This window comes from Enterococcus sp. FDAARGOS_553, assembly GCF_003812305.1.
Classification (GTDB): domain Bacteria; phylum Bacillota; class Bacilli; order Lactobacillales; family Enterococcaceae; genus Enterococcus_D; species Enterococcus_D gallinarum.
Genome location: NZ_CP033740.1, coordinates 1951638 through 1974056, shown reverse-complemented (window position 1 = coordinate 1974056; position 22419 = coordinate 1951638). Strand labels below are relative to the sequence as shown.

Below are 22419 nucleotides of genomic sequence, written 5' to 3'. Positions count from 1 at the left end.
TCTTCAAAAATAGCTTTTCAAAAAAATGGGAAAAGCTATTTTTGAAAATCCTTTCTTATTTCTTGAAGCGGACCACGTCTGTTGCAACCTCCCGTTTTTATCTGACTAGGTCGAAATAGCTGAGATCTGCTTTTGAGGCTGCCAATTTTTCTAGAAGTGAAAATCTAGCAAAACAGAAAATCAACGAGTTTCTTTTCGTTTCATGAAATACAAACCCACAATGATCAAGATCAGCGTACCGCTGCCTAAATAAAGATAGATGCCTTTTCCGCCTGTAGAAGGCAATGTTCCTTTGTGTTTGTTAGGCACTTTTTCAGGAGCAACTAATTCTTCTGTGGTTCCGTAAGAATGCTCATCCACTGTAAATTGGATTCGATTTGTTAGTAATACATAATTTTCTGGCGCTGCAGTTTCTTCCAAATAATAGGAACCATATTTTAGTCCAGTAATGACGACTAAACCATCAGCTTGCGTCGTGAATGTTGTTGCATCTGCTTTGTTTGCCACCCAAGTCACTGTTTTCGCTGCTTCATCGACCTTCAAATAGTTTGCACCCTCACTATTTTGATCACGTACAACGAAAGAGGCACCTGCTAGAGCTTGCGTGGATGAAACATCCCCATCGACTTTGATAAATCGTTTCCCACCGGTGACGACTTCTACTGTTGGTGGCGTTTGGTCATTGGTATGACCATTATCAACATTGGCTTCGTTTTTAAAGCCTTTCGTTGGATCTGCTTTTTCATTTAGATGCATGAAGTAAATAAATTTTAATGTACCTCCTGGTGTTAAAGAAGGGATGAACGCTGGATCGACAGCGACGGTGAAGCCGTTTGTCTGTTCAGTTACTTGATAGTTTTCAGATGCGATCAGTGTATCACCATCATAAAGAGCATAGGCTGTATCTCCTGAAGGTGTATTGTCAAAGGTCAATGCATCATCATGGGTATCTACTAAGTTAAATTTGTTGTATTTATTGGCATTTCCTTCTTTATCAGCAATACCTAATGGAATATTGACCGCAATCTCGTACTTGATCTTTTCACCAATCGCTACATCTTTGCCGTTTAAATTAGGCGTTGTTTTTTCAACGTTTGATGTATCATTTTTAACGGTTTTTTCTACTGGGGTTTGATTATCCGCTTCAATAGTGAAGGGTGTCTTTGTTTGATCATCAATCAATTCAGCATTGTTCGGTGCTTTGACCTCTTCAAGCGTATAGGAACCCACTTCAAGATTCTTCACCGTTAGTTCACCAGTTTTCTCTTCAGATTCTGTAAAATCATCTTCGCCGATTCCATAGCTTTTACCAGTAACAAAATGCTTTGCTTGTCCTTTGTCGGTTGTCCAAGTGTGGAGACCATCTTTTACCCCTTGAATATACTTGGTCGTACTTGGGGAACCTTCATTTTTTGAGAGTACGAATTCTGCACCATTCAACGATTCATTTTCAGCAGTACCTCTTTTTTTCACATGTAATGCCCCATCATTTGAAACGATATTTTTGGGGTAAACATGAACCGTAGATAATTCTTCTGTCCCATAGTTATACGAGCCGTCTGATTGCTTGATCATCTCATAAACCGGGAAGGCAATGACCATATTGGCAGCAGCCGCTACCCCAGATTTTGGTTCTTCTTTGATGACGTAGACAGCATCTTTGTCGTTTTGTTTTTTCGGTACATTTACGGTAATATTGCCATCTGCATCTGTTATACCTTCAGCTATTGGCGAACCTGGGGTTAGACCTTGAACTGCTTGTTTTGCAGCTTCGACAGTTGCCCCGGCTACTCGTTGCGCATAAAATTCTGACGTCACATTATAAATGCGGAAAGTGACATCTGCAAGACCTTGATATTGATCAAAATCACTCATCTCTTTCCCACTATTTTGAATGAGCGGATCCGGAAGATCGGTCATTTTCTTTTTATGAATGACGATTTGGGCATTGCTTGCATTTTCCTCAGCATAAGCTGCTGTACCCAACCCATTGATAAAAACAGGTAATGTTAGTAATAGCGTACTTAGTAAGTACCATACTTTTTTTGCTTGTTTCATTTTCTTTCTCCTCGTTTTTGTTTTTGGTCAATCAGCCCAGCAATGGCAAAACCTATCAATGCTACACCGGCTAAGATCAATCCTGTTGCTTGTTGCTCATTAGTCTTTGGTAAAAAACCAGTATGTTTCTTGTTGATGATTGCCAGTGGGGTAGCTGCTTTTCCATTTGTTGTATAGGAATTTTTTTCAACCACAAACGGAATGGCTTTTTGATTAAGCAAGTAATTTTTTGGGGCTTGGATTTCTTCCAAGAAATAGTGACCATCTTTTAACCCTTTGACGGAAAATTCTCCGGCTTGATCAGAAGTGAATCGTTTAGCTCCCGCTTTTTCTCTTTGCCATTGATAACCATGGGCTGATTCATGCAAATAGGCTCCCGTTTGATTTTTTACGACGAATACGGCATTTGCCAATGTTCGCTGCGGATCTTGACTATCTCTTTTGACGAACCGTTTCCCACCAGTCCGTATGTCAACTTTTTTGTTGATGGTATGTTTATCTGTCAGCAATTGCCCTTCATTTACGATCTCTGTGTCAGGCTCTGCATTCATTACTTTCATTTGGTAAGAGACTTGCAATTTTTGATTGGCAAATTTTTCTAGCTGCTGAATAGAGAAATCCAGGACAAAGCCATGATCCGTTATTTGAAGTGTATATCCTGTCATAACGGATGTTCCTACTTTTACTGTGATCGTTTCTGGTAAGAGAAATAAGGCAGAATCTGCTGTATCCGATAGTTGGAATTGTTGGTAATCCAAGATATTTTCTGGAATATGTGTTGACAGCTGATAACCCACTCTCTCGCCATAGGTAAAATCAGAGGTTTTGGACTGCACTTCTTTTTCAAGAGGCGGCAAATCGTATGCCTTCTCTTCATTTTTTGGGTACAAATGAATCGTGGTCATTTGATTCCCTTTCTGATCAAGAACTGGCAAAACAACGACCAAGTTTCCGGCTTTCTCTTTCACGACATTAGGAGCCTCTGCTTCCACGAATAAATAGACCTTATCCCGCTGCTGGCTGTCCTTGGCTGCTAATGTGAAGCTAAGTAAACCATCTTCTCCTTGGATCTTCTCGGTCTTTCCTTCGGCAATCAGGGATCCGGCTGCAGGACCTTGCTCAGCCAACTTTCTTTGCGCAGCTTCCACCGATTCACCATCTTCCCGTAATTGATAGAAAGAATCGGTGACATCGTATACGTGATAGGTGACATCATTTAAACCGCGGTAAGCTTGAAGCAATGTACCTTCTCCGGAATTGATTTGTTCCTGGGGTAATTGCCCTTCAAGAAATAGTACCTTGTGTAACGTGATGCGAACATTCGCTTGCATTTCTCCTGCTGAAACTTGTTGGGAGAAACCTAGTAACACAACTAGAAAAATGCATACACTAAACCAACGCATGCTTTTCATCCGCTACCCCCTCCTTTCTAATCGCTGGAGGTATAAGTAGATACCAGCGATGGCGATCGAACTAAAGGCGAGTAGATAAATCCCTAATCGACCACTTCCACCTGTTTCCGGCAGTGGAACTTTCGCCTGATTGGTCACATCTAGTGTAATCTGGTTGTTTTTTTCTCCAGCAACTAACACATCAGCGACTTCTTCGCCATCAATCTGTACTGAGCCATCTTCATTGATCACAATTTCAATTGGCTCTTTCAATCCTTGATACCCTTCTGGCGTATATGTTTCCGTCAAGACATATTTTCCCGGCTGTAACTGATCAAAGACAAACGTATCCGTCTCTTCTCCTGATCGTTCAATGTCTGTATTTGGACCCATCAAACGGAATTCCGTCCCTTTTAATGGCGTCTGATCGTCGGCCTTTTTGTGGACGGTCAAGTCAAAGGCTTTTAACTGGTTTTGATGATTCAACGTCCATTCTTTACTTTGTTTATCCACATTTTTGCCGTCGTAGTGAATCTTTCCATATTTATCCACCGTAAATTCATAGTTGCCGGCGATCGTGTCATACCCCAATGGACCTGAATCTTCGACCATTCGGTATTGACCTGGCTGATCTAATATAAAATGGGCTACCCCTGAATCCGTTGTTTTTTCCGTAGCGATCGTTTGATAACGGTCTGAAGAATTTTTCTTTTGCAACGAAAATGTTGCCCCAGATAAATTTACTTCATTTCCGTCTTGCAGCGTATACTTGCGAATGTCGATTGGCAATTCTGAAAATAGATTAACCACGGTCAGTGTGATCACTTGTTCTTCTGTAGAAACCTCATCCCCATCGATTGTCACAATTCCCTCTGAAGTGACTTCGATTTGCCAAGTTGTTTTCCCACGTTCATGTCCAGCAGGAGCTTGCACTTCTGTGAGAGTATAGGTTTCACCTTTTTGCAGTCGGACATTTTGCGGCAAGGAGTAGCTGCCATCTTGATTATCGATCAATGTCGTACGGCCATTTTTGCCAGTTAATTCAAACACAGCACCTACCAGATTTTTTTCGCCAGCAGAAGAGTTTTTGATCACTTTAAGTGCTAATGGCTGAAACTGTTTCGTGTTTTTCCACGTTGTTTCATCTACTTTTTCTTGCTCATAACCGGGGACAGTTAGCTCTCGAGTCGTTTGATAGCTGAAATCTTGTCCCCGATTATTGTATTTGGGTAGACCTAAGGTTTCGGCATAGGCATCATCTGCTGACTTTGAAAGCTGTGTTACACTAGTGCGTTCCCATAAGCTTCCGGTATCATTTGACGGTTGCGAAATCTTGATGTAGCCTGTTTGCCAATTTGTCGTATCTGAAACTTGTTTTCTGGTCACTTCATAGATAACATTTTCTGGGCGGCTGCTCGGATCATGATCATATTCTTCCCAGATTTTTTTGAAATCAAGCTTGACTCCTGGTGCTTTCCCCGATGGCACGCCAAAATCTACCACTTCATCTGCTGTTGCTACTCGTTGGAAGGTTGTTCTGCCATTCATCGGGTACCAGAAATCAGGTTTGAACGTTGCTGATTCTGTCTGGATCCTGACTTGATAATGGATCTGAATTTCTTGATCTTTCCCTAAATAAATTTCATCACTATGAACGGTGTTTCCTTCAAATGAGAGTGTGGGCATGGCTTGTACTTGAAGGGACCCGACACTTTTGACTGCTAATGTATTTGGTTCGTAACTAAACGGTTCAGCAATCGGATCGGTTACTTTGCCGTTTGCCACAGTTCCAGATATCTGAACCGCTTTTCTCGCGAGATAATCAGAAATATCCGGTGCATGATCGGCTGATTCATAGTAAAGATCACCATTCTCATCCGCAGACACCATTTGCCGCATCTTGTTTTCTACTTCTTGTTTGGATAATCCCGCATTAGTATCACTTTGCAGTTGAATGCCTAATCCATGAATTTCAATTCCTCGCTGCTTTAATGCCATTGCTTCACCAATGGTTGCGATAAACGTACTGTTGATCAATTTATTGGTATTTCTTTGGTCTGGAGCATAGTAGCTGTTAGAAATACGAGAAGTACTGCCCGGCTGGTCTTGTCTATTGGTAAATTGGGTGCCGTAATAGCTGCCATTCGTTTCTGTTTGAACTTTGCTGACTTGGTAGGAAAAAGTGGGAACACCATCTGTCAGTAGAACAATCACTTTTTTGTGTCCATTTGGTGTTGCCAACATGTTTCCGGCATCTCGCAGAGCTTTTTGCGTGAAGGTTCCCCCAGTAGTACTGCTTGGAGTAATCGTCTTAATGGCATTTTTGACCGAATCAAAGGGGCCCATCGCGACCGAATCATTCTTGTATCCATCACTTGAATACCCAACATAGCCCATATGAATGTTGTCTGTGATTCCACTTTCTGCTAGCGTATCTACAAATCGATCCACCCCTTTTTGGACCTCGCCAATTCGATTGTTGTCATTCATACTACCTGACCAGTCAACTACTAAAACCAAATCTAACGGTGCGATCTCCTTTTGGACATTTCCGCGAATATTCAGGTATACATCAAATAATCCAGGTGTCGTGGTCTCTTTGGCATACTTGCGAATGGCATAGTCTGCTTGGGAACCAGTCCCACCATATTCAATATAGGAATTGGTTTTGTTCGTTGGTTCCCCGTTCCATTCCGTTTGCCCATCCCATTGTGCAGCTCCGTCTTTGTTTCCTTGATGGTTGCGCACATTCTGATTCCCAGTCGGTTGCCAGCTTGCTGTCGGATAGGTTCCTGACGCATCTGTCGTATACTGAGGCAGGATTGCTTTATGACTGCGATCGAACACTGGATCAGAAGCAACGCTAGGGAGTGAAAAAGGTTTTATCACTTCATCTGCAGCTGTTGATCTTTCAGATACTTCAGATGCTTCAGGTCCTTCTATTTCTCTGTTTTCTGCCAGCGTTTCGTTGGTATTTGATGGATTTATTGATTTTGATTCTTCGGATTCTGCTGAATGTGTATCTGTAGCAGCTGTTTCCTTTACAGCATCCGTTTCTGCTCTAGAAGTATTGTCCTGGGTGTCAGTCGGTTTTTCCTTTGTTGCCTGCGGCATGACAACAGAGACCTTTTGGATCTGACCTTCGTAAATTAATTCTGGTGCTTGCTCGGTCAAAAAAGAATTTTTCTCAACGGGCAGCGTCAGTTGAATGGTCTGATTTAGTTGAGGCTCTATTGTCAGATAGAGGGTATTGTGTTTAATTTGATAACCGTATCCCTCTTGTTTTTCTTCTACTTCTTTTAGCTTGGCATGATCCATTCTTATTTCTTTTTTTATGGGCTCATTTGTTTGATTCGTGAGTGCGACATCTAGTAATAGCTGTGGCTGCTCAGAATCATCTGATATGATTTTGGCAGATAGAATAGCTGCCCCATTAATAGTTTCTGCTCTAACGATTATGGATGTGAAATAGGAGCTAACCAGCATAAATACTGCTCCTAAAACCCACAACTTCCTCAGTAAATTAATTTTCATTCTCCCCTTTCATTTGTGAACCAATAGCAAATCCCAATAGCCTGCATGCTGGAAATTTGTTATTCTAATCAGATACCTAAGTATACATAGAAGGGAAGAATCAAATCACACCAGCTTTCATACCAAGCGGTTTCATTATTGAGATTGCGTTATTGTTTCGTTGATTGTTTTATTAAAGTAAAGGACTTGGGAGGAAATGAAATGATTAGGTTTTTGGAGAAAAATTATCGGAAGATGGAAGAAATCATTCGTGTGTTATCCATTTCTGATAAGTGGATGACTAAAAAAGAACTTGCAAGACACATTGGTAGCAGCGAATCAACGTTTATCCGATATATTGAAGAGATCAAGCAACGCTGGGGAAATGTTTTAACCATCAAAACATCGCATAAATTAGGGTATCGTCTAGAGAATTTCAATGCTACATTGTATCTTCAAACACTCACAGATATGGCGAGAACTTCAACAACGACACAACTCCTTCATGAATTTATTCAACAGCCAGGCAAAACGATCGATTATTATTGTGAGGCAATCAATATCAGTCGATCATCTTTTGCACGAAAACTAAAACATTGCAATAAAGTGTTGGCTGCCTATTCACTTCGGGTCATTGTGGATCGCGGGTATCAGTTAACGAGTCAGGACGATGAGCTGTCTCTGCGGATATTTACGACCTACTTTTTTTTGATGTATTATGGCCATTGTGATTTGCCTTATCACTTTGATAAACAAGAACTAAAACAAGTGATGCGGCGCAATCACTGCATTTTGAATAGTATCAGCTTGGACAACAGCTATGAACATGACTTTTTCATTATGTATTTTATCGTTGATTTGTTAAGAGAGAGTCAAGGATTTCGGCAACGCCCTATCACCAAGATAGCCGTGAAAGCAAAAATCAGTAATGAAGACTATTCATTGATTAAACGCCATTTGAGTGGTATTAGTTTAGAGTCTTGCCAAACAGTCATTGACTACTTTCAAAAAGGGGCTTTCCAGCAATTTTATTCAGAGAATAGATCTGTGATCAGTGAGAAGATACGTGACAATTTGACCTTCAATACTTTTCTGCAGTTGGAACAAATCACAGACGAGGTCGGCGACTTCGTTGTACACTTGCTGACTTGTCTTTATTCCTATGCGCAATTACTGCCCTTTGATACGACAGAGCTGACACAGCGTGCCACTTTTTTTACAAGACATATCAAATTTACACAGCGCCAATTGTATGCACGACTCAAAGCAGAACTGCATTTTTTTTCTGAATTGTTGGAAACGAATCTCATCAGTTATTTGTCTTCTTATGTATTCTGGTTATTGACTTCTTTTCCGGAGATCAATCAGACTTTGGTGTCAAAAAAGATCTTAGTGATCAGCGATATGGGGATCAATCACAGTCAATACATCAGTTACTATGTTCAAGATATTCTTGATCTGCATAAAATTCGTTCAGATATCCTACCCATCAATGGTGAGCAATTAGGTAACTATGACTTGGAATCCTTTGATTTGATCATCACGAATCAGCCGATTTCTGAAACAAACGTTCCCAGTGTTGTTATCAATGACGCCTTACTATTTTCAAATAAAAAAAAATTACTGGACTTATTGTATTTCAAAGATTTTTTTTAATATCTGAAAGTAAAAAAATTATTTCTTGTTTTCTTCTCGTAGTTTTAATGAACGATTATCATAAGAATACGCTTTTCCTTTGAACCGTTTTTTTCAGCATCAGAATAGATAAACTCCCCAGCTACCTACTACAAAAATTTCGACGGCAAATCACACGAAAAAAAGATCTGCGGTAATGACACACCGCGGATCTTTTTATTGGAGAGATGACTCTTCGTTAAACTAAGTTATTTTCTACTTATCTATCTTTGCATCGACCGTTGTGTGGCCGATTATTACACCATCGTTTTTGTTGTGAAACTCTTGGCAACCGCAAAAATCCGGGGCTGTTTCAATTGTAACCACTCTTTCTTCAATTCCAATGAAAAAACTTCTTGGGTTTCATAAGGATTGAAATAGTAAGTACCATTTGTCACATTATAGACCACTCGATACTGAGTATACTCAGATTGACCATTATCTTCGACCATCAGTCCTTTGGGGATCGTGGCATTATTTAAGAGATGGAACATGGCATTGACTGTTTCTTCGGCAGTCTCTCCTACATTCACAAACTGTTTGTGATAAACGGTTCGAACAAATCGTTCAGGGGAAGTCAATCCGCCCGGTAAAATAGATGTTCCATTTCCAAGACCAAAGGGGAGCACCTCTACTCCATTGACTGTTGCGGGAGGAAAATTAGCAGGTCTCGCAGCTAAATAGTTGCCAATATTTTTTACATGCCACTCCAATTCTGGACTGTTAGTCATCACGCCGATTGGATTTTCTTTTATTTCGATAAAACCACGATTGGTTTCAATGACAACACATCTTCCGGTAGTATCCGTTACAATAAAATGCAATGGGACTGTGATACCTAGTAGCGCCGTTTCTATCTGTACTAGATTGATCCTGCTGATTTTTTGGTACAAATCAGGGATGTCTGCTACGTTTCCTAATACCCAATGTAACAATTCATGGGGTGCAAGGTTTATTTTCTCCGCTGTGTATTCGCAATAAACAGCTTCATTCGAAAAGTAGAGTTCAGCAATCGTTAGTCCCTTCTCATTGACCCCATCAATAAAAAGAAATTCTTCTAACTGTTTGCCCGTTCCAACAAAGCCATAGGTATTGGTGACCTGTCCCCCTAGTTGTAAAGACCATTGATACCCCCGTGGCATGACGATTGGTTCGCCGTCTAACAAAAATGCAAAGTCCATCGTCCGAGCAAAAAAAGTCTGTCCATGAGCAGTCAGCGTGAAACTTGTACACATATGTGTGATCTCCTTTTTGTTCATCATAGCTTGGGTTGCGCAGAAGTTCAACTATTTCAGCGTGTTCCCACCAAGAAATTTGACTCCTTTTCAGATCGGAATCACTTGGTTAAAGGTCGCTGGAAAAACAGGATTATTACAATGATAGAAAGAGATTGACAACTCAAACTACAAATGAAACCGCTTGAATTCTTGCCAAGTGGATGTTAAGATAATAATGCACACGTTAACATTATTGGAAAAGGAGGAATTTTATGTCCACGATCACAGAAATCCAAACTTCCTACTATCGGATTCCCTTACCAGAATTAATGGAAGATGCCAAACACGGATTACACACTCACTTTGAGGTGCCAATCGTCAAAGTGCGCACGGATGATGGTAGAGAAGGTATCGGTTATACGTATACGGGTGGTTTCGGAGGAGAGTCGATCGCTAAATTGATCGACAAAGAACTGAAACATATCCTGCTAGGAAAAGATCCTGCTTGTGTGGAAGCTCTTTGGGAACAGATGAATTGGGGCATCCATTACATTGCCCGAGGTGGTCTAGCAAGCTTTGCCATTGCCGCCTGTGATATTGCCCTTTGGGATCTGCGCGCAAAAAAAGCACGAGAACCATTATATAAACTTTTGGGAGGACACAGCAATAAAGTAAACTGCTATGGCGGTGCCATTGACTTGAATTTTCCATTAGAAAAATTATTAGCCAACAATCAAAAATATTTGGATATGGGATTACGGGCTGTCAAAATCAAGTTAGGGCAAGCAACACTGGCGGAAGATATCGCCCGCATCAAAGCCGTTCGTAAATTGATCGGTCCCGATATTACCTTTATGGTGGATGCCAATATGAGCTGGTCCGTTGAACAAGCCGTCAAAGCCGCTAAATTGATGGCGCCTTTTGATATTCTCTTTTTGGAAGAGCCAACGATTCCCGAAGACTACGAAGGATATGCTCGAATCGCTAAAGAAGGTCAAATAGCAGTTGCTGGCGGAGAAAATTTACGAACACCAATTGAATTTGCTCATATGTTATCTTATGGTCAAGTCGATTTTCCTCAACCGGATGCCTCGAATTGTGGAGGGATCACTGGCTGGCTGAAAATTGCGGCATTGACACAGTTGCATAATGTCAGTATCTCGACTCACGGCATGCAAGAGCTTCATGTCAGTCTGCTGGCTGCCATGCCTAATGCCGGATACCTAGAGATGCATAGTTTCCCGATCGATCAATACACCACTCGCCCTCTGATGATTGATCCAGAGGATGGAATGGCTATCGCGCCAGAAGAACCGGGAATTGGTGTGACCTTTGACTGGGACAAATTAGCCCCTCATCAATTGGATTTTTAAGCAATATACACAAAGAGCTGTGACAAATGATTTGTCACAGCTTCTCTAATCTTAATGTACTTAGTTTAAAGAATAAGCGGCAATTCCTCATAGGACAAGCGACGTTCATCAATCAATTCTCGATACCAATAGGCTGATTTTTTCAAAGAACGGGTACGGGCAGCATTTCTTTCGATCCGCACCAGCCCATAACGGTTTTTAAAGGCATTCATCGGTGAGATACAGTCGGTAAAAGCCCAGAGCATATACCCCTCGCAATTCGCCCCTTCTTCCACTGCTTTTAAAAGCCAATAAAGATGTTGGGAAATGAATTGGATCCGATAGTCATCTACTACCTGACCATTCTCATCCATGAACGCCTCTTCATTCTCCCGACCCATGCCATTTTCTGTGATCAGCCAAGGAATGTTGCCGTAATTTTCTTTGAGGTAGTTTGCCATGTCATACATGACTTTCGGATAGATTTCCCACCCTCTAGAACGATTCATTTGTTTGCCGGGAAGATCAAAGTTCTCATAGAATCGCTCCGGATGAAACGGTGTTTCAGCATTCCACTGATAATAAGGTGCCCGCACACGCTTTGGATAGTATTGATTGATTCCTAAAAAATCAACCGTATGTTGTTGGATCACCTCTAAGTCTTCTTTTGCAGGATCAAAATAAATATCATGCTCTTTACATAATGCAATCAGTTCTTCGGGATAAATGCCTTTAATCATCGGATCAAAAAAGACTCGGTTGAAGAAAAGATCGTACATTTTTTTCGCTTGCTGATCTTCTTTCGAAGAAGAACGAGCATACACCATTTCAGGATTCAATACGCAGCCGATTCTGCCTTGATAGCCTTTTTCATGATATGTTTTTATCGCTAATGCAGAAGCTAATGTTTTATGATAATTCCATTGCATCCATTTCTTCGTATTTTGTTCATGGGGCCAGCGAATCGCATCAAGATAGCAACGGGTCTGGATCACGATAGGTTCATTGAAAGTGAACCAGTGCTTGACCCGATCACCATAACGTTCAAAGGCGATTGCTGCATACTTGCTATACAATTCGACAACATACCGAGAACTCCAGCCATCATACGTGTCTAATAAGTAAGCAGGCAATTCATAGTGTTCCAGACACAACATGGGTTCTACTCCTGCAGCAAGCAATGCATTGATCACCGCATCGATATGGGCTGCATATTCTTCATCGACGATCAACTTCTCATAGTCGGTAAAAAAGCGTGCCCAATTGATGGATGTGCGATAATGTGTCAGATGTATCTCTTTCATCAGCTCAATGTCTTCACCATACTGTTCCATGAAGTTCGTTGCAACGGCCGGTCCATAGCCTTCATGCCAGACAAAACGCTCTTGTTGATACCATTGATCCAAGAAAGAATCCTGACCCGCTTTTTTTCCTTGCCAGCCTTCTGTCTGCCAAGCAGAAGAAGCGGCCCCTAAGATAAATGTTTCTGGTATTTCAATTAACATAAGCCTCTCCTTTTTATGCCACTTCGTTCGTTGAACGATTCATTACGATAACGAATGGCAAATAAATAATGATCGATAATAAAATACAGATGATTTGTGTGACCACTGCACCGATGTCTCCTGCTGTAGCTAAGTAGGCATTGACGATTGGCGGCATTGGCCACGGTACCATCACAACCGCTTTTGCTGCAAAACCGATGGATGTAGCAATATAACCCACCGTGCCGGTAATAATCGGGGTCAGAATAAATGGAATCGCCAAGATCGGGTTCAGCATGATCGGCATACCGAAAATAACAGGTTCATTGATATTGAAAATGCCTGGTGCTAAGGACAGCTTCGTGATTTGACGCATATCTTCACGCTTGCCTGCAATCAAGATAGCAATCAGCAAGCCAATGGTGACACCTGATCCTCCCATACTCATATACATATCCCAGAATGGCATCGTAATGATGTTAGGCACTTCTTTTCCTGCCTCAAAGGCTTCTGTATTCACGGCGATAGCCGCTAGCAGTAATGGTTCACGAATTGGTTTGACCATCTGATTGCCGTGGATACCAATGACCCAGAAAACTTGTGCAATAAACATCAACAACAAGATACCAGGCAGACCTTGTACTATCCCTTCTAATGGTTTTTGCACAATATTATAAATGATATCGTAAGCATACATTCCTGTGATGGCTTTGATAGCAAAGCCAACTGTCGCAATGATCGTTACGGTTAATATTGTAGGGAAAAGCGCCGAGAAACTTGCTGAGACATTGGCAGGAACACTTTCCGGCATCTTGATTTGCAATCTTTTTTGGCGGCAAAGCCAGGCATAAAGTTCAATTGATAGGATTGCCACGAACATGCCCAAGAATAAACCTTTCGTATCTGTATATTGTTTCGCTAAAACATTCTCGGCAATAACAGTAGCATCTTCATGTAAGAATTCAAAAACCATCGGATTGACCGATAAGTAAGACATCACTGCAATGATCCCAGGGAAAACACCATCGATTTTGTTCAGTTTTGCCAGTTCGATCCCAATTAAAAAAACAGCATAAATCGTTAGAAAACTAAGTGTTACATAACTGACTGCCGAAGAGATCGGCTTTAGATTTTCTAAAAAGCTGAGCGCATCAATTTTTGCTAAGCCGTTCTCCGAATCAAAAACCATTGCTGAAAATAAGGTCCCAAAGGCACCTGTGATAATGACTGGTATCAAAGCGGCAAAAGCGTTCTTAATTACCATGATGTACCGCCAACTATTGATTCTCGTAGCAACTTTACCTAAGCCATTTGCCAATCGATCCATAAACCCTTCCATTTTTACTCCTCCTAGCTCCTCTATGATTAATCAAAATAAACAAACCAAATGCAACCGATTACAATCTCAATTTACTGGATTTTTTTCATTCTGTAAATCGTCGAAAGAAGCAAAAAGCTGAGTATGTAAACGTCGAGGTTTACATACTCAGCAAAATCGATTATGCTTCAAAAAAGGAGGAAATGATTTGGCTTACTATCATGATATTGCAGCAGATATTCGTACACAAATCAGTCATGGAAAGTATGAGAAGAATCAGAAGCTGCCTAAACAAACTGAATTAGCCATTACGTATAAAACTAGCCGAGTAACCATTCAAAAGGCGTTGAATTTGTTGCAAGTAGAGGGAATCATCTATGCCAAAAAAGGCACTGGCACTTTTGTCAGTGAAGCCTATTCTACCTTCGATTATAACGCCCGAGTGAACCGCGGATTAACCAAGCGCTTAGGAAAGACTGGCAAACTCACAAGCAGAATCATTTCCTTTGATACGCTTTTGGCTGATGAGCAAGAACAAACAAAATTGAGACTTGGTAAAGAAGATCGAATCTATGATATTGTTCGTTTGCGATTATTGGATGACGTCCCGGTCGCGCTGGAATATACCATTATGCCAGTCGCAGTGATTCCCGGCATCACCGAAGAGGTTCTCAAAGCTTCCGTTTATGAATATATTTCCAATACATTGCACTTACCGATTGGCACATCGATTCGAAGGATCAAAGCCGACCGTCCAGATATCTATGACCAGCAGCATTTGATTTGTTCCCCCAATGACCCCATTTTAGAAGTCGAGCAAACGGTTTACTTAGAAAATGGGATACCTTTTGAATTTTCACAATCCCGGCATCGATACGATATGGGTGACTTTATTGTCGCTAATAACTGATCTCTCTTTTGATCGGTCAAAAAGCCCGACATTTCTTGCTGCATTCTGCAAAAATGGTGGGCTTTCCTCGGTTACTGCTATTTTTTTGTTTCTATCACTTGCGATTTCTACCTCATTCTTTCTTATTGCGGCTGTTTCTAGTCGATATACCGAGTGACAACTGCCAATTCCGGCTCATAAGCAGAACCAGTGATCTTTGTTTTCATGACTTTGGAGCCTGGGGTCTGTGAGTGGATCATCTCGTCTGCACCTAAATAAAGACCGACGTGATGGACTTTTCCTTTTCCCTCTTCATATGCGAACAACAATAGATCACCTGGCTGCGCCTGTTCATAGGATCGCTGCACACCCGCTTGCGCTTGTTCAATGGTATCCCGAGGAATCAAAATACCATTGACCCGATGCAAACTATACATAAACCCTGAGCAGTCAAAGCCACTGCTGCTGATCCCTGCCCATACATAAGGCAAATCCAGAAATTGTTCTGCCATCTCGATCAATTGTCGGGGAGTTGTTGAGTTTCCTTGATCGATTCGTTGGGCTTGTGTTTTAGAAATTTCAGCTGGTCCTTCAGGTGTCATCACATGATACCACTCAGCGTCCTCAAAAAGCCAATCCAGCAGGGTTCCGAAAGAAAGGATTCTTTGATGATCTTTGAATTGCAGGACAGCAGTTGGTTTGATTACTGCTACCTTCTGATTTTTCCCCAATCCATATTTCTCGTCTATGACAGTCAATACGTTGCTAGGAACATACCCTGGGTAGCCTCGGGGATTTTTATTACTTGCTTGGTCTAAGACAATGATTTCTGCCCATTCTTCTTTTTCTTGAACGACTTCGACAACGGTCCCATAAAGAATCTCTGAATCAACCAAGTCCTCTTCATAGAGAGTCATTGCATCTGCTGCTGATAAAAACGAATGGACTGCTTCTAAAGGTTGCGCATTGATTTTTGTTAAAACTGCATTTTGCTGCGGCTGTTTCCATAAAAAAGTCATAGCTGCTTGGACTGCTTTTTTCACTAGGTTCTCCTTTGCTGATTTATTGATCATTTTTGCTTGTGCAATCTGGGGAAAGATGAAAGATCCATCTCTTCTAACTTACTGCTTGTTTCTTTACTCTAGGGAAACATTCTTGTAGTCATAGGCTGCACCGACACTATGGACCACTAAGCCTTTGATTTTTGGGGAACGTAAATGAGCCTCTGCGCTTTGAAATAATGGAATCACGCCCAATTTTTCATTCAAAATCTGCTCAGCTTCCACCATATTTTGCCAACGTGCTTGAGGATCGTTGGCATATGCATCGGATGCTTCTGAAATCAAGTTATCATAGGTATCATCCAACCATTTTCCGCGATTGTATGAACTATCTTTTTTGAAAAGTTCCAAGAAATTGATCGGATCTGCATAATCACCGATCCAATTGTTCATGACCATTTCGAAATCTCCGCTATTGGAACGATCTAATCGCACAGAAAAAGGAACATTGGTCACTTCTACAGTCAATCCTTCAAGGGTTTGTTGAAGCGTTCCTTGAATGTATTCGGCTAATTTCTTTGATTGATCGGTATCTGAGGTGAGTAATTCAAAGGTGAGGGTATCTTTTCCTAGTTCGGATTTTGCTTGCTCCCACAATTTCTTGGCTTGTTCTTCATCATAAGGCAGCGAAGTCCCTGCATCTTTAACAAAATCTGTTTTCGTTTCAGGATTAAAGGCTAGATCAGAAGGAACAAATCCAACAGCTGGAAGTGACCCATTACCTAAAATCTGATCAACGATTTGCTGACGATTAAGGCTATAGGAAATTGCTTGCCGCAACTTTTCATTCCGAAACGGTGAGTCCTCCGCTGCTTGATTCATTTCTAAATACTGGGTCGTCGCGCTCGGTTGAACAACATAATCCTTGTGATTTACATTTTGCATCGCCAGTTCCCCACTCAATGTGATGTCATCTGCTTGCCCGCTTTCATACAAATTATAGCTAGTTGAAGATTCTTTGACGACATCAAACTGAACTCCGGATAACTTCACTGACTCTGCATCCCAATACTCAGGATTTTTCTTGAGTGTCCATTGAATATCTGTACCTGGGCCGTCATAATCCTCCAATGTGAAAGGACCATTGTAGACTGCATTCGCACTTGTTAAGGCATATTGATCCCCATGTTCTTGAACAACCGCTTCACTCTGCGGGAAAAAAGTAGGAAAAGCGAGTAAAGATTTAAAATAAGGCGTTGCTTTTTCCAATGTAATCTTCAATTCATGACTCGTGACGGCTTCGATCCCTAGTTCACTTTTATCCTTCGTTCCATCGGAAATAGCTGCAGCATTTTTGACTGGTGCTAGCATGTAGGCATAGTTGGAGGCGGTAGCAGGATCAACCGTTCGTTGCCAGCTAAAGACATAATCCTCTGCTGTGACAGGTTCCCCATTGGACCATTTGGCATCTTCTCTTAATTTGATCGTGTACACCACCCCATCTTCACTGACCATTGCGTCTTCACTCGCACCGGCAATCACGGGTTCATTGTTTTCATCGAGGCGATAAAGTCCTTCATAGGCATTGTTCAAGGTAATAAAACTGTAAGAATCGGTTGCTAACGACAAATCGGCGCTCCCCATTTCAGCAGAAAACTGAACATTCAGCATTGGCTGATTGGCATTTGCTGACTTGGTTGAATCTGTGGTTTTCGATGACGGCTGTTGACAGGCTGCTAGAAAAAAACTACAAACGATGAGTGATCCGATAACTCTTGCTTTGGTTGTCATTCTTGACGCCTCCTATTTTTCAGATAATTCTAAAAATTCCGTTTTGTTAAGTGAAGTTTACCGTGATTCGAATCTTTCTGTCAAATTCCCTTACTTGAAAGAATCTTCAAAGATACCTAGAGAAAGGTCCTATGGAGAGTACTTTCCTAGCTGTTCTTAGGTAGGAAAGAAACATCTTTTTTCACTAGGCAAGTATTTTCCAAGAAAAATACCGACCTAATTGACAATCATTCTCAATTACAGCTATACTAATTGGAAAATGATGATGCAAAGTCAAATCGTGCATTTACCACAAAAAGGAGTGTTGTTCATGTATATCAAAACTGTGACATTTGAAGTTTTAGCAGAAGCAAAAGAAACATTTTCAGAAAAGATCCGCAAAGATATCGCCTCGATGAAAACGTTTGAAGGCTGTCTCCAATCTGAATGTTGGATCAACGAAAAAAAAGCATCAGTCGATTTTCAACTCGTCTCAAAGTGGCAAGAAAAGAAACATTTCCAAGCATGGCTAAAGCGGCCCGAACACTTGCAAAAACACCGTGAAGCTTATCGTGCAGAAAAAGAAGGAAACGGAAAACCTTCCGTAGTAATAAACAAGAGTGGACAAGATTATTCCTTATTTGACGACTCACTTGTATCTTTCAGCAAGAACTGAGTTGAAACTTATTTCAAGAAAGTTCAGCTAAAAAAGAAGGGCAGCGCTTGCCGATGAGAATCCATTTCATCTGACAAGCGTTGTCCTTCGACTGCGTATCGCGTATTTGTCGTGTCAGCCCACCACGGTTAGTTCGTGGAGTGTCTGCCCGGATGGGTCTTTTAACTGCAACCAACCATTGGTCCCTCCGTAGTAAAGAAACAGACCAACCTCATTGACACTTTTTAAAATAACTTCTTCTATCGTGCAATGATCCTTAATCGCTGCTTGATGATCTTGGCGGATTTTTTCTCCTAAGCGAGCAGAAAATCCCAAGGAACCGTCTTTATTATATGGAATTTCTTCGGCTAATTTTGCCCCTTTTTCGATTCGCATTTCATTGCGCTTTTGCCAATAAACAGTTGCCTGACTTCCTTGATAGTCAATATAGAAAGGTCGATCCTGCAATTCTTTTTTCCATTGATGCCTTGCTTTTGTTTTTTTCACTGGATCAAGGGAAGTGGTATTTTGGTAATAGCCAAGTTTATCTAACAATAAGTCAAAATTTTTTGCACAAGTTGCAATGAGCTCACTTTGCTCACCTGGGATCGCTTCACTTTTTTTCTTCAACAAACCATACTTCTCCTGATAATAATGTGCAAGGTAAGGTGCCTGGATTTCCCAGCTAGGAGTAATACTAATGATTCGATCATGGGGCTGAGTCAAGTCCAGCAATGTATCCGTTGTAATAGCTGTTACCGCATGATTCTTAACAAGAAAAAACACAGTATTATCGAGCTGTGTCACACGATCATGATCTGCAATTTGTAATAAACCTTGTTCATTGGGAAGCTTAAACAGTAACTCCTCTTCTTCTAAGATCACTAATTCAGCTCTCATAACATTCTCCTCCAGGCGTACGATTTTAATTTATTGTACCATCATTAAGTCTTTATTGAAATTTATTGGCCGCCTGGCAGTCTATCGCAGCATACAAAAAACGATGATAGCAGAAAATAGGAGCCGTAACTATTAGGCAAGTATTCTGCCCTTGAAAGTTACTGTCCCAGACAGCAAAGGATACTCTTTGCTGAAAAAATTTGGCTAACATCGTAAATATTATTGATTAAATTGTTATTTTTAATTGTTGAGCTCATTATTTTCCTGTTTTTAAACAATAAGCTTCTGTCTTTTTTTAACTAAAAAAACATTCGACTAAAGCTGGTCCATAGATTTCATTATACCGAGCAACGACTCTTCCACATCGTTCCTCGATTTCGTCGTGATCAATGCCATCATATCTTACGACACTCATCACCACACAATTTTCCATTTTGCGGATTACCTCACCGATGATCCTCCTTTGCATACCTACCGGTTTACATTCATACGCTTTTCCTAAAACAATGTTATCACAATTCATAATTTCCACCTTCAAATTTAATTTTTCTAATTATTTTATCATAATATCATCGTTTTTTAATAATTAAAAGTAATACGCATTGATTCGCACAAAAAACCAGTACAGACAAAAAAACCAAACGAATAGAAGTTGCCTCAGAAACAAGCCGGCAATTCAGCAACTTCAAGAACTAAAGTTGCGCTTTCTATCGTTTGGGTATTTCTTTTGTACCAGCGAACACGATTCGCTGCTCGTTTTATCAATTACGCCGTGCAGCTACTAGCGAAGCGGCAAATTTTTCTAAGAAAAGTTGATCGATCTCGTCATAACTACTTGTTTTCGAACTATCGATATCTAATACTCCGATCAGTTGGTCATTGTCCAGCATTGGCACAACGATTTCTGACATTGCTGCCGAGTCACAAGATATGTAGTTCTCATGTTCTTTGACATTATCGACGATCATAGTCTTTTTCTCAGCAGCGGACTCCCCGCAGACCCCTTTTCCTAACTGGATGCGGGTACAAGACACGCGGCCTTGGAAAGGACCTAGAATCAATTCGCCTTCTTGAAACAGATAATAGCCGGCAAAGACCGTATCTGGTAACGTTTCATTCAGCAATGCGGAAGAATTAGCCAGATTCGCTAACCAGTTACTCTCCGCTTCTAACAATCCTTTTAACTGAAGGAGCATCAGCTCGTATGCTTCTTTTTTCTCCATATCCATCACCTCTGCTATTGATTATAAGCAACTCGCAGAGTTTTGTCTTGGTAGAATTCTTGAATTTCGAAAACTCTTTCTTCTAAAATGGTTTCTTTCCTGTTTTCTTGGAAGAAACATTATGAAAACATTACTGTTCTTTCCGCTCCTTTGCTCCTCAAGACCATCCCGATCGTCAAAAAAATCAGGCATCAATAACTGTAAATCTTGTTTGTTGATATTGAGGGACTTCTAACTCATCCAAAATAGCTTTTGCCAATGTTCCGCTAGATGTGACAGATTGTCCGGCATCATTTTGAAGCAAGTGATCTTTTCCTAAAATAGCCGGTTTAGCTTCCCCAGCTTGGAAAAGGTTCCCTGGAGAAATTCCTACCCAATCAACATTTTTAACAGTTAATAAGAAATTGTACTCGTCTAATTGATTTTCTGGAATCGCGATCCAGCTTTCACTATCAGGTGCTTTTTTCAAGTCATTAACATTCAAGTCGCCAGCATCATTCAGTAAACTACCCGCCCCTAAAATGAAGAACAATCTAGTTTTCTTTCCACGGAAAAGATGGATCAAACGGGCTGCTAAGTCGACATGTAGATAGGCTTGATCAGGGCTAGTAGCAAACGCATCAATGATAGCATCAAAACCTTCCAACTCGCCTCTTTTCAATTCAAACGCGTCTTTGGTTATTGTTTTGACAGAATTCCCAAACATTTCCTTTGCTTTTTCTTCATTGCGTACGATAGCTACGACTTCATGTCCTCGTGCACTTGCTTCCCGATAAATCGCTGAACCAGCATTTCCTGTTGCACCAATAATTCCAATTTTCATTGCTCTCTTCCTTTCATCTTTAAACTTGTACATGTAGAAAAATACATGTAACTTTTAAGGTTACATGTTGATTATAAAAAGAAAGCTCCTTTTCGTCAAGCATTTGCTTTTGAAACGGAGCTGTCTCTCTTCATTTTTCAGCAGCCACATTGAGTTTATCTATGATATCTGCTAGTGTGATCTGTTGCATCTCTAACTCAATTTTTTTTTGCAGACGCTCATAGGTCTCATCTAGAACTTCCTGAATGCTACCGCCAATCAAACAATTAGGATTGGTTTTTTTGTCAATATGCAACAATCGTTGGTCCTTTTCAACACTTGAATAAATGTCTAGCAAAGTGATCTCTTCGGGTTTTTTTAGTAATTTAGGTTCAGCTTTTCCCCGTTGGCTCTCAATCAAGCCAGCTGTTCGCAAATCACTCATGATTCGGCGGACATAGGCTGGATTGGTCTCGACACTTTGAGCAATTCGATCACTGGATAGATCGGTTCCCTTCAACATTTCAATATAGGCCAGAATATGAATGGCATCGCTGTATTTCGTTGAGTACTTCATCCCTTTGATGTCCCTTCAAAAATATACTTTTAGCTATCATACCTTTTTTTAGGGAATTGTTCAAAGAGTTGGGGCTTTTCAGCGCTTTTTGTCGTTTGGTTAAGGCAAATAGGTGATAGCTAAGAAGTACAGCTAATGCCGGTTTTTCTTTGCTGATCAACTTCTAATGTCTTTGCCTCTGCTTAATCTTCTTCAAAATCTGCTACTGCAGTGAGAAGCGTGTTGACATGTTGGATATTCTCTTTACCAAATTGTTCATAATCCAATGGATCTCCTGTCAATGTACGGTTGAGGAAGCCAATCACCATCGGCATATTCATCCCTGCATACAGCTCAAATGTCGCACCTTCCATGATTAACCGAGAAGCCGCATTGCATGGGGTTCCTCCTAGCAGATCAGCAAAGACCACAGGGTTTTGACTGTCAGCGATGACAGCTGCTAGTTTTTGGCGAAAATCATCGGCACCTTCTTCTGGTAATAATGGGACTGTCTGGATCTCTGACTGAGGCCCCATGATCATTTCTGTACTTTTTTTCAATTCTTCACAAAACCGGCCATGACTAATCAAGACTAATTGCTTTTCCATCAACTTCC

General features: G+C 40.9%; 18 protein-coding genes. 4 read left to right on the top strand and 14 right to left on the bottom strand.

Annotated features, from left to right (window positions below; all coding sequences use genetic code 11):
• Positions 1 to 180: 180 nt before the first annotated feature.
• From EGX73_RS09950 to EGX73_RS09940, 3 genes are read right to left on the bottom strand one after another with little or no spacing between them, the layout of a single operon-like run.
• The gene (locus tag EGX73_RS09950; RefSeq protein ID WP_003127746.1) at positions 181 to 2058 is read right to left on the bottom strand and encodes a SpaH/EbpB family LPXTG-anchored major pilin; all 1878 of its coding nucleotides are present in this window, start codon (positions 2056 to 2058) and stop codon (positions 181 to 183) included.
• Entirely contained in the window at positions 2055 to 3470 is a 1416-nt protein-coding gene (locus tag EGX73_RS09945; protein WP_123866913.1) for a SpaH/EbpB family LPXTG-anchored major pilin, read from the bottom strand. Before EGX73_RS09945 ends, EGX73_RS09950 begins: the two co-directional genes overlap by 4 nt.
• Before the next feature lie 3 nt (positions 3471 to 3473).
• Positions 3474 to 6935, bottom strand: coding sequence for a SpaA isopeptide-forming pilin-related protein (locus EGX73_RS09940; protein WP_301337270.1), 3462 nt, complete (start codon positions 6933 to 6935; stop codon positions 3474 to 3476).
• Between the two features lie 249 nt (positions 6936 to 7184).
• Here EGX73_RS09940 and EGX73_RS09935 point away from each other — a divergent pair, with 249 nt between their 5' ends.
• The gene (locus EGX73_RS09935) at positions 7185 to 8618 is read left to right on the top strand and encodes a helix-turn-helix domain-containing protein (RefSeq protein ID WP_034704928.1); all 1434 of its coding nucleotides are present in this window, start codon (positions 7185 to 7187) and stop codon (positions 8616 to 8618) included.
• A 275-nt stretch (positions 8619 to 8893) separates the two neighbouring features.
• Here the strand turns inward: EGX73_RS09935 and EGX73_RS09930 are convergent, their stop codons facing one another.
• Entirely contained in the window at positions 8894 to 9871 is a 978-nt protein-coding gene (locus EGX73_RS09930; RefSeq protein WP_003127742.1) for a choloylglycine hydrolase family protein, read from the bottom strand.
• A 254-nt stretch (positions 9872 to 10125) separates the two neighbouring features.
• Between EGX73_RS09930 and EGX73_RS09925 the strand changes: the two genes are divergently transcribed.
• Positions 10126 to 11226: a mandelate racemase/muconate lactonizing enzyme family protein gene (locus EGX73_RS09925; protein WP_003127741.1), complete on the top strand. Its 1101-nt coding sequence runs from the start codon at positions 10126 to 10128 to the stop codon at positions 11224 to 11226.
• A 65-nt stretch (positions 11227 to 11291) separates the two neighbouring features.
• On the opposite strand, the gene EGX73_RS09920 is transcribed toward EGX73_RS09925, so the two are convergent.
• Positions 11292 to 12710: a glycoside hydrolase family 1 protein gene (locus EGX73_RS09920; RefSeq protein WP_003127740.1), complete on the bottom strand. Its 1419-nt coding sequence runs from the start codon at positions 12708 to 12710 to the stop codon at positions 11292 to 11294.
• A gap of 13 nt (positions 12711 to 12723) precedes the next feature.
• Entirely contained in the window at positions 12724 to 14028 is a 1305-nt protein-coding gene (locus tag EGX73_RS09915) for a PTS sugar transporter subunit IIC (RefSeq protein WP_003127739.1), read from the bottom strand.
• A gap of 187 nt (positions 14029 to 14215) precedes the next feature.
• Between EGX73_RS09915 and EGX73_RS09910 the strand changes: the two genes are divergently transcribed.
• Entirely contained in the window at positions 14216 to 14917 is a 702-nt protein-coding gene (locus tag EGX73_RS09910) for a GntR family transcriptional regulator (protein ID WP_003127738.1), read from the top strand.
• 137 nt (positions 14918 to 15054) lie between these two features.
• Here the strand turns inward: EGX73_RS09910 and EGX73_RS09905 are convergent, their stop codons facing one another.
• Complete coding sequence (locus tag EGX73_RS09905) at positions 15055 to 15939, bottom strand: C40 family peptidase (protein ID WP_003127735.1); 885 nt, start codon at positions 15937 to 15939, stop codon at positions 15055 to 15057.
• Positions 15940 to 16032: 93 nt separating this feature from the next.
• On the bottom strand, positions 16033 to 17688 hold the full coding sequence (locus tag EGX73_RS09900; RefSeq protein WP_029487131.1) for a peptide ABC transporter substrate-binding protein: 1656 nt from the start codon (positions 17686 to 17688) through the stop codon (positions 16033 to 16035).
• Positions 17689 to 17998: 310 nt separating this feature from the next.
• Between EGX73_RS09900 and EGX73_RS09895 the strand changes: the two genes are divergently transcribed.
• Positions 17999 to 18343: an antibiotic biosynthesis monooxygenase gene (locus EGX73_RS09895; RefSeq protein ID WP_081131300.1), complete on the top strand. Its 345-nt coding sequence runs from the start codon at positions 17999 to 18001 to the stop codon at positions 18341 to 18343.
• A 114-nt stretch (positions 18344 to 18457) separates the two neighbouring features.
• Here EGX73_RS09895 and EGX73_RS09890 read toward each other — a convergent pair whose 3' ends face one another.
• The 6 genes from EGX73_RS09890 to EGX73_RS09865 all read right to left on the bottom strand — a co-directional run bounded on the left by EGX73_RS09890 (position 18458) and on the right by EGX73_RS09865 (position 22411).
• Positions 18458 to 19222 carry a hypothetical protein gene (locus EGX73_RS09890; RefSeq protein WP_081131266.1) on the bottom strand — a complete coding sequence of 255 codons (765 nt, stop codon included), beginning with the start codon at positions 19220 to 19222 and terminating at the stop codon, positions 18458 to 18460.
• 295 nt (positions 19223 to 19517) lie between these two features.
• Positions 19518 to 19745 (bottom strand): hypothetical protein, encoded by a 228-nt coding sequence (locus tag EGX73_RS09885; protein WP_021149510.1) that lies wholly within the window; start codon positions 19743 to 19745, stop codon positions 19518 to 19520.
• A gap of 238 nt (positions 19746 to 19983) precedes the next feature.
• A complete protein-coding gene (locus EGX73_RS09880; protein ID WP_029487132.1) occupies positions 19984 to 20451 on the bottom strand; it encodes a GAF domain-containing protein in 468 nt (155 codons plus the stop codon).
• Between the two features lie 178 nt (positions 20452 to 20629).
• Positions 20630 to 21268: an NAD(P)H-binding protein gene (locus EGX73_RS09875; RefSeq protein WP_003127726.1), complete on the bottom strand. Its 639-nt coding sequence runs from the start codon at positions 21266 to 21268 to the stop codon at positions 20630 to 20632.
• 130 nt (positions 21269 to 21398) lie between these two features.
• The gene (locus tag EGX73_RS09870; RefSeq protein ID WP_003127725.1) at positions 21399 to 21824 is read right to left on the bottom strand and encodes an Rrf2 family transcriptional regulator; all 426 of its coding nucleotides are present in this window, start codon (positions 21822 to 21824) and stop codon (positions 21399 to 21401) included.
• A 182-nt stretch (positions 21825 to 22006) separates the two neighbouring features.
• Positions 22007 to 22411 (bottom strand): PTS sugar transporter subunit IIA, encoded by a 405-nt coding sequence (locus tag EGX73_RS09865; protein WP_003127723.1) that lies wholly within the window; start codon positions 22409 to 22411, stop codon positions 22007 to 22009.
• Positions 22412 to 22419: the final 8 nt, after the last annotated feature.